The following is a 13,811-nucleotide window of genomic DNA, read 5'->3' on the forward strand; positions in this document are numbered from 1 at the left end:
GTGCCGCGTTCAGTCACCCCATGGTGGTTCGTTCCCGGCAGGTATGGTTCGCAGGCGGTCGTCGAGTACATTGATCGCGCGCCGTCACCCGATACGTATTCAGGATATTCATAATGGCTATTGTTGAAGTCAAGGTTCCCCAGCTCTCCGAGTCGGTCTCGGAAGCCACGATGCTGCAGTGGAAGAAGAAGCCCGGCGAGGCTGTTGCTCAAGACGAAATTCTCATCGAAATCGAGACCGACAAGGTCGTGCTCGAAGTGCCGGCGCCCTCCGCCGGCGTGCTCGCACAAGTGATCGCGAACGACGGCGACATCGTCGTCGCGGATCAGGTGATCGCCAAGATCGACACCGAAGGCACGGCAGGCGCCGCTGCTGTCGAAGCCGAAGTGAAGCCGGCTCCTGTCGCCGCACCGGCACCGGATGCAGCGCCGGCCGCTCAGGCTGCCTCCGCAACGGGCGCGAACACCGCGGCTTCGCCGGCTGCCGGCAAGCTGATGGCCGAGAAGGGTCTGGGCGCGGGCGACGTCGCCGGCACGGGCCGCGACGGCCGGATCACCAAGGGTGACGTGCTGACCGCGGGCGCTCCGGCTGCCAAGGCCGCACCGGCACCGGCTGCCGCAGCGAAGGCTGCGAAGCCCTCGCTGCCGGACGTCAAGGCGCCGGCATCGGCCGACCAATGGCTGAAGAACCGCCCGGAACAACGCGTGCCGATGTCGCGTCTGCGTGCGCGTATCGCCGAGCGTCTGCTTGAGTCGCAGCAAACCAACGCCATCCTCACCACGTTCAACGAAGTGAACATGGCGCCGGTGATGGACCTGCGCAACAAGTACAAAGACAGGTTCGAGAAGGAACATGGCGTGAAGCTGGGCTTCATGTCGTTCTTCGTGAAGGCGGCTGTTCACGCGCTGAAGAAATTCCCGCTCGTGAACGCGTCGATCGACGGTAACGACATCGTCTATCACGGCTACTTCGACATCGGTATCGCGGTCGGTTCGCCGCGTGGCCTGGTGGTGCCGATCCTGCGCAATGCAGATCAGCTGAGCCTCGCTGAAATCGAAAAGAAGATTGCTGAATTCGGCCAGAAGGCCAAGGACGGCAAGCTGTCGATCGAAGAAATGACGGGCGGTACGTTCTCGATTTCGAACGGTGGTGTGTTCGGTTCGATGCTGTCGACCCCGATTATCAACCCGCCGCAATCCGCTATCCTGGGCGTGCACGCCACGAAGGAACGCGCTGTGGTCGAGAACGGCCAGATCGTGATCCGTCCGATGAACTATCTGGCGCTCTCGTACGACCACCGGATCATCGACGGTCGCGAAGCGGTGTTGTCGCTGGTCGCCATGAAGGACGCGCTGGAAGATCCGGCACGCCTGCTGCTCGACCTGTAATCGCCGGTTTGGCCGGCGCCGGCTTGTCTTCGCGCAAGCCGGCGCCATATAGGCATCAAGCAAGCATCAAGCAAGCAGCACGTCTTTAGCATTCCGCAGTACTGGATCGACGCGCGTCACGAAGCGTGGCCGCGCGTCGATCCGTCATCAAAAGGATTGTCATGTCCAAAGAATTTGACGTCGTCGTGATCGGCGCCGGCCCCGGCGGGTATATCGCCGCTATCCGCGCAGCGCAACTCGGCAAGACCGTCGCATGTATCGAAAAATGGAAGAACCCGGCCGGCGCGCTGAAACTCGGCGGCACGTGCCTGAATGTGGGTTGCATTCCGTCGAAGGCGCTGCTCGCATCGTCGGAAGAATTTGAAAACGCATCGCATCACCTCGCCGACCACGGTATCAGCGTGGAAAACGTGCAGGTCGATATCGCGAAGATGCTGGCCCGCAAGGAAGGCATCGTCGAGAAGATGACCAAGGGTATCGAATTCCTGTTCCGCAAGAACAAGATCACGTGGCTCAAGGGCCATGGCAAGTTCACCGGCAAGACGGACGCCGGCGTGCAGATCGAAGTCAGCGGCGAAGGCGAAACCGAAGTCGTGACGGCGAAGAACGTCATCATCGCAACGGGTTCGAAGGCGCGTCACTTGCCGAACGTTCCGGTCGACAACAAGATCGTCGCCGACAACGAAGGCGCACTGACGTTCGACTCCGTGCCGAAGAAGCTCGCCGTGATCGGCGCGGGCGTGATCGGTCTGGAACTCGGTTCGGTGTGGCGCCGTCTGGGCGCGGACGTAACCGTGCTCGAAGCGCTGCCGGAATTCCTCGGTGCGGCTGACCAGGCACTGGCTAAAGAAGCCGCCAAGCAATTCAAGAAGCAAGGTCTGGACATTCACGTCGGCGTGAAGGTCGGCGAGATCAAGACCACCGACAAGAGCGTGACGATCGCTTACACGGACAAGGACGGCAACGCGCAAACGCTCGAAGCCGACCGCCTGATCGTGTCGATTGGCCGCGTGCCGAACACCGACAACCTCGGCCTCGAAGCCATCGGCCTGAAGGCGAACGAGCGTGGCTTTATCGACGTCGACGACCACTGCGCGACGGCTGTGCCGAACGTGTACGCGATCGGCGACGTGGTGCGTGGCCCGATGCTCGCGCACAAGGCGGAAGACGAAGGCGTGCTGGTCGCTGAAATCATCGACGGTCAGAAGCCGCATATCGACTACAACTGCATTCCGTGGGTGATCTACACCGAACCGGAAATCGCGTGGGTCGGCAAGACCGAGCAGCAGCTGAAGGCCGAAGGCCGCGAAGTCAAGACGGGCCAGTTCCCGTTCATGGCGAACGGCCGCGCGTTGGGCATCAACAAGGCGGATGGTTTCGTCAAGATGATCGCTGACGCGAAGACCGACGAACTGCTGGGCGTGCACATCATCTCGGCGAACGCATCGGATCTGATCGCGGAAGCCGTGGTGGCGATGGAATTCAAGGCTGCGTCGGAAGACATCGGCCGCATTTGCCATCCGCACCCGTCGCTGTCGGAAGTCATGCGCGAAGCAGCTTTGGCCGTGGACAAGCGCGCGCTGAACATGTAATCACGCGCACGCCTGACTGAACGCAACTCTGGCATTACCACAAAGGCGGGCGGGTTCACTCCCTCCCGCCTTTCTTTTTGCAGCAACACAATGAACGTCACCGAATACTACGAAAAAGAACTGCAGACGCGGGGTTATCAATCGGACCCGGCGCAGCGCGCGGCGGTTGACCGCCTGCAGCGGTGCTATGAAGAGTGGGTCGAATACAAGTCGCGCCGCTCGAATGCGTTCAAGAAACTGATCATCCATCCGGATCTGCCACGTGGCGTGTACATGTGGGGCGGTGTAGGGCGGGGCAAGAGCTTCCTGATGGACAGCTTCTTCATGATCGTGCCGGTGCAGCGCAAAACGCGGCTGCATTTCCACGAGTTCATGCGCGAGGTGCATCGCGAACTGGAAGAGCTGAAAGGCACGGCGGATCCGCTCGACGAACTCGCGCGCCGTATCGCCAAGCGCTACCGGCTGATCTGTTTCGACGAATTCCACGTTTCGGATATCGCCGACGCGATGATCCTGTACCGTCTGCTCGACAAGCTGTTTGAGAACGGCGTGCAGTTCGTGATGACGTCCAACTACGATCCGGACACGCTGTATCCGGACGGTTTGCATCGTGACCGCATGCTGCCGGCGATCGAGCTGATCAAGTCGAAGCTCGACGTGATCAATGTCGACGCGGGCATCGACTATCGGCAACGCACGCTGGCTCAGGTCGAGGTGTATCACACGCCACTCGGTGCGGCTTCGGACAAAGCGTTGCGTGACGCATTTTCGCGCCTTGCCGCGGTTCCCGACGAGAGTCCGATTCTGCGTATCGAAAAGCGGGAACTGAAGGCCCTGCGGCGCGCGGACGGCGTCGTGTGGTTCGATTTCGCGACATTGTGTGGCGGTCCACGCTCGCAGAATGATTACCTGGAGCTGGCGAGCCGCTTTCACGCGGTGATCCTGTCCGGCGTGCCGCAGATGTCGGTGCGCATGGCCTCGGAGGCGCGCCGCTTCACCTGGCTGATCGACGTGTTTTACGACCACAAGGTCAAGCTGCTGATGTCGGCAGAGGTGCCGCCTGAGCAACTCTACCTCGACGGCCCGATGGCCAACGAATTCACACGAACGGTCTCGCGCATCGTCGAAATGCAATCGAAAGAATATCTCGATACGCCGCGCCGGATCGTCGATACATCGCTGACTTAAGTCCCTGCGTGACGCGGATGCGGATGCTTTTGCGATAAATCACGGTCCGCTCGCCGAAGAGGCGGAGTCCAACGGCGTATTTTCAAGATTCGGATTGGTCTTATATTCCGCCCGCGGGCGACTGGATATCTTCTTTGTCATGGTTATGACAAAGGAGAAACCATGAATCCGTACCGTGATATCAATGATGAAGAATGGCAACGTGTTGCACCGTTGCTTCCTGAGCTGCGTCCGCGCTCCGAACTGCGTGGCCGGCCGCTCGCCAATACGCGCTCGGTGCTCAATGGCGTGCTGTGGGTGATGTATAGCGGCGCGACCTGGTCCGCCATGCCGCGAAAATACCCGTCGTATCAAACCTGCCATCGCCGCTTCAAGGCGTGGTACGAATCCGGTGTGCTCAAGCGCGTCATGGATCAGCTGTTCGGCGCGGCGAGCGAAGAACTCTGTCACCTGATGGAAGCGCGCATGCGCACGCATGTGAGCGCGGAACAGAAGAGTGGTGACGCAGAAAAGGTTCCGGCAACCGTGCCCCCGGCGTTTAGCCCGGCACCGGTCAAGCCGTTGCCGTCTTCGCCGTTCGCGTATACGTCGCCCTTCAAGCACGCTGCATGACAACACCAGCCAGTCAGACTCAAATGAAAAAACGGCCGGACGATCGCGATCGGCGGCCGTTTCTTTCTGTTCCATCCTGGCCGCCGGTGCGGCTCTGATGGAACACCCTCTTTGCGCGTCAGGCATCAGCGCCTGAGCGACTTACTCGTTACTGCTGGCGAACCCAGGTCTGCGAGCGGCCCAGCAGCGCAACGCCGATGTAGCCACGCACCACCAGCTTGTTCCCACCGTCTTCCAGGTGCATCTTGCACTTGTAGACCTTGCCGTTTTCCGGGTCGAGAATCTGCCCGTGATCCCAGCCGTCGCCGTCCTTTTTCATATCGTTGATGATCGTCATGCCGAGGATCAACTGGTCTTTGCGCGCATCCGTGCATTCGGTGCAGCGGCGATCCGGTTGGTCGTTCGCGCTGAGTCCCTTGATCACCTTGCCGCTCAGTGAGCCGCTGCCGTCCTGTGTAATTTGCACCAGTGCCTTGGGCTGGCCGGTGTGATCGTCGATGGTTTGCCACATGCCGACCGGGGAATCGGCCTGCGCCATTGCCGTGACGGCGCTGACGAGCAGCACGCCGGCGAGGGCGGCATGTTTGGCTGTGCGAAGTGCGATTGTGCGTGCGCGTTGGGTGAATTGCATCATTGTCTTCCTCCTTGATTAAAGACGGCGCGATCATGGTCGCGCGGCGTTATTGGCCACATAGATGGGCGGCCCGGTGCTTGAATGCCGCGGACCGCACATCATCAGCGCAGAATACGTGAAAGTGCGCGTGTCGTTTGATAGTGGACCCTCTAATCAGGACGCAGCACTGTCGAATTTCAGTTGAGCTGATACGAGAACGTCGCGTTGATGCGCGGGCTGCGCGACGCACTCTCCACCGGTGCATCGCCGATCGGTTTAGCCACCGACAAATCCAGGCTGTAGTACTTCGCATCCGAGATCCGGAAGCCGAACGCAATCGACGACAGCTTCGACGGCGACGGCGTGCCTGCATGCAGATACACGCGTGCCATGTCGAACGAGACATACGGTATGAAGGTGCGCAGATAGGTGAAACCCGGCGTGAACGGCCGGTTGATTTCGAACATCGCGCCCCAGCCCGAATCGCCCGACGCTTCGCCCGGTTCATAACCCTGCGCAAAACGTTGCGCGCCGAACGAAATCTGTTCCGACGTCGGCAGCGAGACGGCGCTGTACTGGCCGGTCAACGACACCGAGGTGCCAATTTTCAGCGGCCACTCGTTGGTTTGCGAAAAACTTGCGCCCGTGCGCACGAAGTTGATCGAGGCCGGATTCGTGACCGGCGAGCCGGGAACGTTCGAGTCGCCGGATTTCGACGCGCCCAGGATATCGAAAGCCTTCGCCACGTTGATACTCGCGCGGCGCACCTGGCCGGTTTCCACGTTGGTGTAGTCGGCCTGCAGTTGCAACACGCGCACCTGTGAGCGAAAGCCGATCTGTGCGCCGGTGTCATGGTTGTTGTAGCGGTCCTCGTCGTGCGATGCATAGACCGAGGCCGTGCCAATCACGCTTTGCTTATTGCTCAACAGGATCGGGTACGCCAGCGAGCCGCCGACCTTGTCGTTGATGACCGTGCGCGCTATATAAGAGGGCAGGCCGGGATTGTCGGTGGGATTGCCGCGATAGTGCGACGCGTCGATCTTCCCGATCAACCCATCGCTGCCGATCGGCACTGCGGCGTGCGCGGCAAGATAGGTGACGTTGTCGCGGCCCTTCGGCAGCAGCGCTGACACGCTCAGCTGTTCGCCGAGTGCGGTCAGGCCGTTCTCGGTGGCCGTCAGCAGGCCTTGCACGCCGGGGTGATTGAAGTCGATGCCGGTGCTGACGTCGAACGGTTTGCGGTCCACGTTCAGTTCGAGCGTGGTGGCGCCGTCGGTATTTTGCGGCGGTGCTACGTTGGCCGCGACTTTCACGCCGGGCAACAGGCCCAGCACGTTGATATAGCGTTCGAAGGTGGCACGCCGCAACGGCCGGTCGGCGACGATATGGTCGGCGATCGCGCGGATCTTGTCTTCGACCGCGCCCGGTTTGCCCGTCACCTTGACCGCGGACACATAGCCTTCGACCACCGTCACGCGCACCACGCCGCCGTCGAACGTCTGCGCGGGAATGAATGCGAACGAGAGCGCATAGCCGCGGTCCTGATACAGCTTGGTAATGCCGTTAGCGACCTGAATCAGATCTCCGATGGTGGTGTCTTTGCCGACGAGCGGGGTGAAGCGCTGCGCGACTTCGTCGAATGGAATGGACTTCACGCCCTCGACCTGAATCTTTGAAGGCGTCAGATGGCGGGCGAGCAGTTCCTGAAGTTGAGGGGCTTGCGGCGTAACCTGCATGGTCACGTTTGGGCCTTTGTCGGGTGCCTTGATCTGCGGCAGCGAATCGAGCGGATTGCCGCCGACGGTCGGGCCGGCTGGGCGTGACTGCGCTTGTGCTTCTACTTGCATCCCGCTTGCCGCGATCGCCGCAAGCAGGAGGGTCCATTTGCTACCGTACCCGAGTTTCATCGGATTTTCCTCGTATGCCGTTCTTGTCTTGCGGACGCGCCGCCTGGCCGGGCTGGTCGCGATCGCTTATGTGTGGCTCGACGCATACTGCCATGCTTGCATGTATTACGTCACGTGCTCCGTCGGGCTTGAGCATTGGCTGCAAAAAGCACGGAGCACGTGATAAGACGGGCAGCTTATGCACGCTGCGTAACGAGGCGTCCAATGGGGCGCCTTGTACGCGCGGCATCAAAGAGCGACTTGTGGGGACTACTTATGGCTCGCCGGCAACAGGCCACCGAGCAGTGTCGTCAAGCCGCCCGTCGCGCTGCCCGAACCGGCGCTCGTCGAACCCGCCGCCGAGCTGAGCGTGCCGGTCAACTGGCCGACGAGGGCGGTCACCGGAGCGAGCGGGTTGCTGCCACCGCTGCCCGAGGCGCTGCTGGTGACGCCGGAGAGCGCGCCAGTCAGCGTCGACAGCGGATTCGATGCGCTACCCGAGCCGCCCAGCACTGACGTCAGCGAAGTCAGCGGCGAGCCGCCCGACGTCAGCGAAGCCAGGGGCGTGCCGCCCAGCACCGATGTCAGCGAACTCAACGGCGAGCCGCCCGACGTCAACGAGCTCAGCGGTGTGCCGCTCAGCGCCGAGGTCAGGCCGGACAGCGGCGTGCCGCCGAGCAGCGTCGATACCGAGCCGAGCGGGTTGCTGCCGAGCCCGAGACTTGCGAGCACGTTTTGCAGCGGGCCGAACGGGCTGCCATTGGCAGGCGGCCCATTGACGACGGCCACGTTCGTGCTGCCCACGAGGCTCGTAATCAAGCCAGGAATCGGATTTGCGCCATTCGGGCCGTTCGGATTGACGAGGCCGCCGGCGTTCGTCACCGTGTTGCCGAGCGAGCCGACCAGCGAGCCGAGATCGGCGCCGATCGGGTTCTTCGTTGCCGCGCCGACTTGCGCGCTGGCCGAGCTCAACGTGCCGCCGATTTGCGCGAGCAGGCCGCCCACGGGCGCACCAAGGCCGGTCTGCGTGCCGACGGTCTGCGTCACGAGTCCGACCGTCTGTACGATCGGCGTGATCGCGGTGCTGAGCGGCTGGGTGATCTGCTGCACCGGCGCCGAGGCCAGCGAATTGCCGAGCGTCACGCCACCGGCGTTCAGAGCGCCCGCGGCAGTGGAGAGGACGGTTGCCAGCGGCGTGGTGAGCGGCGACAGCGGCGCGAGATTGCCGGTGCCGAGTCCGCCGACCGTGGTGCTCAGACCTTGCACGACGCCGCTTGTCGAACTGACCACCGAGCCGAGGCCGGCGACCGTCGTGCCGACCGGATTGGCGGTTGTGCCGATCTGCCCGACGCCGCCGCTCACCGCATTGGCGAGCGAGTTCAGTGTGTTGCTCGTACTCGACACCGTGTTGCCGAGACCTTGCGTGACTTGCGGGCTGAGGCCCGGGATGGTCTGCGAAGCGATCGTGTTGCCGAGATCCTTAGTGGTCTGCGCGGCTGCGGTGGCCAGGCCGGTGGTGCCCGACGACGTGCTGGTGGACGGACCACCGCTCGTCGAGCCCCCGCCGGCCGCGCCACCGCCGGTGGACGCGCTCGGTGGCGCCGTGATGCCATTGCCGCCGCACGCGGCGAGCAAGCCGGCAACCGCAACGGCGATCAACGGTGCGCGCAACGACGACACGGTCGCGCACGCCGCATGGAGAGTAAAAAAACGTTGGCTGGACATATGTGCTCCTCAGTGTCTTCTAGATGTCGTGTGCGTGGTTTGCGTGCGCCGGTGCAACGGGTGTCTGAGCGGCGCGGCTCAATTCCGTCAGGTTCCGGCAGAGCCGGGGCACGGCTGGCGGGCCGTACTCCGGGTGCCGGTTACTGCGCTTTTTTCAACGGTGTTGCTTACTTCTTCGTCAGGCCGCCGAGCAGGCCGCTGACGAGCGACGTCACCGGGGCGAGCGGGTTGCTGCCCGATCCTTTACCGCTGGTGCCCGACAGCGACAGGCCGGGGTTCGAGGTGGTCGTCGTCGCCGGCGTTGCGGCTGCCGTTGTCGTGACGCCGCCGAGCGCGCCGGTGACGCCAGCCAGCAAGCCGGTCACCGAGGCGAGCGGGCCGCTGCTGCCGCCGGTCGCGCTGCTCAGGCCATTCGTCACGCTCGAGAGGAGGCCCGTGACAGGCGCCAACGGGCTGTTGCCACCCGACGCACCACCCAGCCCCCCTGTTACGCTGCTGAGCACACCGGTGAGCGGAGCGAGCGGACCGCCGCTGCTGGTGCCGCCCGTCAAGCCGCCGAGTACGCTGGTGAGCGGGGCGAGCGGACCGCCACTGCTGGTGCCACCGGTCAAGCCGCCGAGCACGCTGGTGAGCGGCGCGAGCGGACCGCCGCTGCTGGTGCCACCGGTCAAGCCGCCGAGTACGCTGGTGAGCGGACCCAGCGGACCGCCGCTGCTAGTGCCGCCCGTCAGGCCGCCGAGTGCGCTGGTGATCGGCGCCAACGGATTGCCGCTCGTGCTGCCGGTGAGCAGGCCGCCCACCGATGCGACGACGGTGCCCGTATCGGTGACCGTGTGACCAAGCGCAGCCGTGATCGGATTGCCGCCGGTTGCGCTGATCAGCGTGCCGGCTTGACCGAGACCGCCGCCGAGAGTCTTGAGCAGGCCGTTCAGCGGTGCGCCGAGGCCGGTCGTGTTGCCGACTGTCTGCGTGGTCGCCGCGACCATCGACGTAATCGGCGTGATCGCGGTGCTGAGCGTTTGCGTGATTTGCTGGACCGGGCCCGTCGAGAGTGCGGTGGTGAGCGTGCCGCCGCCGTTGGTGACTGCATTGCCGAGCGTATTGACGACGCCGCCGAGCGGCGTGGTGATGGCTGCCAACGGCGCGAGCGGGCCGCTGCCGAGGCTGGTCACGAGGGCGCCTGCATCCGTCACCGCGCCGCCGACATGACCGACCACGCCGCCGAGGCTCGAGACCGTCGTGCCGACCGCGTTGCCGCCGGTGCCAAGCTGGCCAAGCCCTTGCGATACACCGTTGCCGAGCGTCGAGACCGCCGAGCCGACTTGCTGCACGATGCCGCCGGCAGCCTGGGTGGTTTGCGGGTTGACGCCGGGAAGCGTTTGCGAACCGATCACGCTGCCGATGCCCGAGACCGTCGAACCGACATCGTTGACCACGCCGCCGGTGTTGCCGACGACCGTGCCGAGCGCATTGGCGACCGGAGTCGTGCCGGTTCCCGTTCCTGTTCCTGTGCCCGTGCCTGTACCCGTACCGGACCCGCTTCCCGAGCCGTTGCTGCCGGTGTTGGTGCTGCCGGAGCCGCCCGAGCCCATCGAACCGCTGCCGTTGCCGGTGGTGGAAAGTGTGCCGCCGGCGGAACCGCTACCGCTGCTGCCGGTGCCGGCACTCAGGGTTCCGGAGCCTCCGCAAGCACCAAGAGAGAGCATTGCTGCCACGCTGGCCGCAATCAGAGTTGTTCGAAGTGTGGTGTTGGCCGTTTGAATGTTCATGTCGCCCTCGCATCGCATGTGTTATTGGGTGTTGCTGCGTGCTTTCCTCTGCATGAGCCGTGCCATTTCGACTGAGTAATGCAGAAGATTCTTTTGCAGAAGGGCGTAAAGCCATACGTGATATGGCTTTGCGATGAATTGATGGAGTGTCTGCTAACTCAGATATAGCGCGAGAAAATGAATTCGCTAAACGTTTGCGAGGGCTGCGTAACGTAACGAGCCGCATGCGCCGTTACGAAACACGGCGTAACGCAAGCGCAACGGAAGGGCTCGCGGCGCTTGAAACGTTCTGTTCAAACAAATAATTAGTGCAGCGAATCTAACTCATGGTTATTCCTATGTGCTGCAACGCACGAACTGCCGTTAACCTGAGTACGGCACTAAAACGCATACGGGGTCGAGCTAAGGGCAGCGGACAATTGCTTAAATATGATTGTTCGGCTATAAAACCCGAAAGCATCACAGATTGACGAGGGAGGTGCGTAATCGAACAGACAGCTGAGAGACATCTGTTTTATTGAAGCCGGCTGCAAGGCGGTGCTTCTGCAGCGCAACACGCTGGGCCAGGAATGAGAGACCAATGGTCCGGCAGCGCTGAAGACTCCGTCATCTGAAGCAGCACGTAAACAAACGAAATAAATGAAAGTCCGAGGGTAAAAATGAAAAAGTTCACACAACGCTTCCTGAGAGATAACAAGGGCGTGACGGCCATTGAGTATGGTTTGATCGCGGGGTTAGTTGTACTCGTCATTGCTGGCTCGGTAACGCTGATCGGAAATAACCTCAACACGGTTCTGGGCGATGTCGCGGCATTGATCGTCGCTCCGCAGGCAGCACCAGCAGCGTAAAGGGCAACTTGTAAACGCTTCGCGAAGCAGTCGGCGTTCCGTCGCCCATTTGCTTCGCAGGCGTTTCTTAACGCATCGCCAATTTGACTAATGTGGATTGCTTTTCAATCCGCATGGCGTTGCTTCGCCTGTCGAGTGCAAAATGAATGTCTCTGTTGGTGGTTTTTTATTTATCGCCTGGGCCGTCGTGGTCGCTATAAGCGATTGCCGCGCCCGGCGTATTTCCAATTCTATTGTCGTTGCTGGTTTAGCAGCGGCATTCGGCTGCGCGTTTCTGCAATGCGGGCCTTTTGGCGTTTCGCCGGCGCAGGCGGCTATTGGTGTGCTGATTGGTCTGGTCGCGCTGTTGCCGTTTTTCGCGCTTGGGTTGATGGGCGCAGCGGACGTCAAGGTGTTCGCGGTTCTCGGCGCGTGGTGCGGCATGCATGCTTTGCTCGGCCTGTGGATGGCGGCCAGTTTCGCGGCGGGCGTACATGCGCTCTGGTTGTTGGTCATAACGCGCACGCGGCTCGCCGGTTTGGTCCGTCATCACGGTGCGACTTTCGAACTGGCAGGCAAGCGTTCCACGCCGTATGCCGCGTGTCTTACGGTGGCTGCCAGCGCATGGCTCGTGCTGCAAGGACTGACCAGGGTGCTCCGATGAAGCCGGTCGCGACCCTGACCGTGCGTTCGCCGGTCAAGCGCATCCACGCACGCCGTGCGCTTGCGCAGCGTGGCTCTACCGCTGTCGAGTTTGCGCTGCTATTCCCGCTCTTCTTCACGATCCTGTACTCGATCATCACCTTCAGTCTGATCTTTGTGGCGCAGCAGAACTTGACGCTCGCAGCGGAAGAGGGCGCGCGCGCCGCGCTGAACTGGCAGAGCAACACGTCGCTGCAAACCGCCCTGGTCAATCGCGGCAACGCCGCGTGCGCAGCGGCGACGCTGATGGCCGCCACGCTGGTGAAATCCGCGCAGTGCACGCCAACTTCCGCGGCTTGCGGGCCGGGTAATGCGATGCAGTGCGTGAAGGTCTCGCTGACTTACAACTACAAGGCAAGCCCGCTGGTGCCGACCTTGCCACTAATGAGTTTCGCATTACCCAGTGCCCTGTCGAGCAGCGCCACGGTACAACTCAACCCGGAGAACATTCAGTGAAGCATGCGCTGGCTCCCAGCCTTTATGTCCGTCGACGCGGTCCCGACTGCGCGTACGGCACGGCATTGTTTAACCGAAGCAGTGAGTCGTCATGCCGAATCTGACCAAAATTCTTGCCGGCGTATTGATCGTAGTCGCGTTGCTGCTCGGCCTGTTCGCGTGGACGCTGTCGCGTCGTCCGGCACCCGTGACCGTAACGCCCGTCACGCACGCAAGCTTCCCAGTGGTGGTGGCCACTCACACGTTGCCGGCGGGTAAGGCGATTACCGTCGACGAACTGCGTGTTCAGTTGCTGCCGATCAATCCGAACGGTGCTTTCACCGATCCGGCGCAACTCGTCGGGCGTGTGCCCAACGCCGAGATCGGCGCGGATTCGCCAGTGCTGGAAACCCAGTTGTCGTCGGGACTCGCGGAGCGTGTCGAGCCGGGCGAACGCGCTCTCGCGGTGCGGGTCGACGAGGGCAATGCGGTCGGCAATCGGCTGCGTCCGGGTAATTTCGTCGACGTGTTTTTCACACTCAAGCGTGATGGCGTCGTCGGCAGTGGCGGCGAGATCGACCGTACCCAGGCGCGTCTCCTGATGTCGAAAGTGCGCGTGCTAGCGTTTGGCAACGCGACGACTAGCGGCGACACTGCGGGGGATCCGAACGGTTTGGTGCGCACAGCAGTGCTGGCGGTGCCGGTTGCCGATGTGGATCGCTTGACGCTTGCCGAAAGCTCCGGACGTCTGATCTTCGCACTACGGAATCCAAAGGATGCCGAAGTAGTCGATCAAAGCGCATTGCCGGCCTATCCGGCTGTGTTGAAGACGGTTGCTCGCGCCGACGCGAGTGAGCCGCTGCAGGATTCGACTCGTGCCGCGGCCGGCGTGTCGCTCGACGCGTTGTCGGGAAGCACCAATTCAGCTGGCACTAGCGCACGGCTGCCGCCGTTACCGCATATGCCGCCTACACGCGTCGTGCGCAGCACCAACAGTACAAAGAGCGGTATCGAAGTGATACGGGGTGGGCGTGCCGAGACGGTCGCCTGGTGAGCAGTTTCAGGGAGCGGGCG

The 13,811-nt window shown here is 62.4% G+C and carries 12 protein-coding genes; 8 read left to right on the forward strand and 4 right to left on the reverse strand.

Going from position 1 to position 13,811, the window contains the following annotated elements; translation table 11 throughout:
* Positions 1-113 precede the first annotated feature (113 nt).
* The 4 genes from odhB (at position 114) to PQQ95_RS14785 (ending at position 4,780) form a co-directional block, all read left to right on the forward strand.
* The gene (gene odhB / locus PQQ95_RS14770) at positions 114-1,388 is read left to right on the forward strand and encodes a 2-oxoglutarate dehydrogenase complex dihydrolipoyllysine-residue succinyltransferase (RefSeq protein WP_408438123.1); all 1,275 of its coding nucleotides are present in this window, start codon (positions 114-116) and stop codon (positions 1,386-1,388) included.
* 161 nt (positions 1,389-1,549) lie between these two features.
* Positions 1,550-2,980, forward strand: a complete 1,431-nt coding sequence (gene lpdA, locus PQQ95_RS14775) for a dihydrolipoyl dehydrogenase (protein ID WP_408438124.1) — start codon at positions 1,550-1,552, stop codon at positions 2,978-2,980.
* Between the two features lie 90 nt (positions 2,981-3,070).
* Positions 3,071-4,168: a cell division protein ZapE gene (gene zapE, locus PQQ95_RS14780; RefSeq protein WP_408438125.1), complete on the forward strand. Its 1,098-nt coding sequence runs from the start codon at positions 3,071-3,073 to the stop codon at positions 4,166-4,168.
* Between the two features lie 162 nt (positions 4,169-4,330).
* Entirely contained in the window at positions 4,331-4,780 is a 450-nt protein-coding gene (locus PQQ95_RS14785; RefSeq protein WP_408438126.1) for a transposase, read from the forward strand.
* A gap of 148 nt (positions 4,781-4,928) precedes the next feature.
* Here PQQ95_RS14785 and PQQ95_RS14790 read toward each other — a convergent pair whose 3' ends face one another.
* From PQQ95_RS14790 to PQQ95_RS14805, 4 genes are all read right to left on the reverse strand, one after another.
* Entirely contained in the window at positions 4,929-5,414 is a 486-nt protein-coding gene (locus tag PQQ95_RS14790) for a DUF2147 domain-containing protein (RefSeq protein ID WP_408438127.1), read from the reverse strand.
* Positions 5,415-5,590: 176 nt separating this feature from the next.
* Positions 5,591-7,300 carry a ShlB/FhaC/HecB family hemolysin secretion/activation protein gene (locus PQQ95_RS14795; protein ID WP_408438128.1) on the reverse strand — a complete coding sequence of 570 codons (1,710 nt, stop codon included), beginning with the start codon at positions 7,298-7,300 and terminating at the stop codon, positions 5,591-5,593.
* Positions 7,301-7,549: 249 nt separating this feature from the next.
* Positions 7,550-9,004 (reverse strand): collagen-like triple helix repeat-containing protein, encoded by a 1,455-nt coding sequence (locus PQQ95_RS14800; protein WP_408438129.1) that lies wholly within the window; start codon positions 9,002-9,004, stop codon positions 7,550-7,552.
* Between the two features lie 167 nt (positions 9,005-9,171).
* Positions 9,172-10,773 carry a collagen-like triple helix repeat-containing protein gene (locus PQQ95_RS14805; RefSeq protein ID WP_408438130.1) on the reverse strand — a complete coding sequence of 534 codons (1,602 nt, stop codon included), beginning with the start codon at positions 10,771-10,773 and terminating at the stop codon, positions 9,172-9,174.
* Between the two features lie 659 nt (positions 10,774-11,432).
* Between PQQ95_RS14805 and PQQ95_RS14810 the strand changes: the two genes are divergently transcribed.
* The 4 genes from PQQ95_RS14810 (at position 11,433) to cpaB (ending at position 13,791) form a co-directional block, all read left to right on the forward strand.
* Positions 11,433-11,621 (forward strand): Flp family type IVb pilin, encoded by a 189-nt coding sequence (locus PQQ95_RS14810; RefSeq protein ID WP_408438131.1) that lies wholly within the window; start codon positions 11,433-11,435, stop codon positions 11,619-11,621.
* A 142-nt stretch (positions 11,622-11,763) separates the two neighbouring features.
* Positions 11,764-12,264: an A24 family peptidase gene (locus PQQ95_RS14815; RefSeq protein WP_408438132.1), complete on the forward strand. Its 501-nt coding sequence runs from the start codon at positions 11,764-11,766 to the stop codon at positions 12,262-12,264.
* Positions 12,261-12,758: a TadE/TadG family type IV pilus assembly protein gene (locus tag PQQ95_RS14820; RefSeq protein WP_408438133.1), complete on the forward strand. Its 498-nt coding sequence runs from the start codon at positions 12,261-12,263 to the stop codon at positions 12,756-12,758. Before PQQ95_RS14815 ends, PQQ95_RS14820 begins: the two co-directional genes overlap by 4 nt.
* A gap of 91 nt (positions 12,759-12,849) precedes the next feature.
* Complete coding sequence (cpaB, locus tag PQQ95_RS14825; RefSeq protein WP_408438134.1) at positions 12,850-13,791, forward strand: Flp pilus assembly protein CpaB; 942 nt, start codon at positions 12,850-12,852, stop codon at positions 13,789-13,791.
* Positions 13,792-13,811 lie beyond the last annotated feature (20 nt).

The sequence above is a fragment of the Paraburkholderia caffeinilytica genome, from assembly GCF_046030355.1.
In the GTDB taxonomy this organism is placed as follows: domain Bacteria; phylum Pseudomonadota; class Gammaproteobacteria; order Burkholderiales; family Burkholderiaceae; genus Paraburkholderia; species Paraburkholderia caffeinilytica_B.

Coding starts and splice junctions, on each gene's coding strand:
- odhB (WP_408438123.1), top strand. CDS start 114: ATGGCTATTGTTGAAGTCAAGGTTCCCCAGCTCTCCGAGTCGGTCTCG.
- lpdA (WP_408438124.1), top strand. CDS start 1,550: ATGTCCAAAGAATTTGACGTCGTCGTGATCGGCGCCGGCCCCGGCGGG.
- zapE (WP_408438125.1), top strand. CDS start 3,071: ATGAACGTCACCGAATACTACGAAAAAGAACTGCAGACGCGGGGTTAT.
- PQQ95_RS14785 (WP_408438126.1), top strand. CDS start 4,331: ATGAATCCGTACCGTGATATCAATGATGAAGAATGGCAACGTGTTGCA.
- PQQ95_RS14790 (WP_408438127.1), bottom strand. CDS start 5,414: ATGATGCAATTCACCCAACGCGCACGCACAATCGCACTTCGCACAGCC.
- PQQ95_RS14795 (WP_408438128.1), bottom strand. CDS start 7,300: ATGAAACTCGGGTACGGTAGCAAATGGACCCTCCTGCTTGCGGCGATC.
- PQQ95_RS14800 (WP_408438129.1), bottom strand. CDS start 9,004: ATGTCCAGCCAACGTTTTTTTACTCTCCATGCGGCGTGCGCGACCGTG.
- PQQ95_RS14805 (WP_408438130.1), bottom strand. CDS start 10,773: ATGAACATTCAAACGGCCAACACCACACTTCGAACAACTCTGATTGCG.
- PQQ95_RS14810 (WP_408438131.1), top strand. CDS start 11,433: ATGAAAAAGTTCACACAACGCTTCCTGAGAGATAACAAGGGCGTGACG.
- PQQ95_RS14815 (WP_408438132.1), top strand. CDS start 11,764: ATGAATGTCTCTGTTGGTGGTTTTTTATTTATCGCCTGGGCCGTCGTG.
- PQQ95_RS14820 (WP_408438133.1), top strand. CDS start 12,261: ATGAAGCCGGTCGCGACCCTGACCGTGCGTTCGCCGGTCAAGCGCATC.
- cpaB (WP_408438134.1), top strand. CDS start 12,850: ATGCCGAATCTGACCAAAATTCTTGCCGGCGTATTGATCGTAGTCGCG.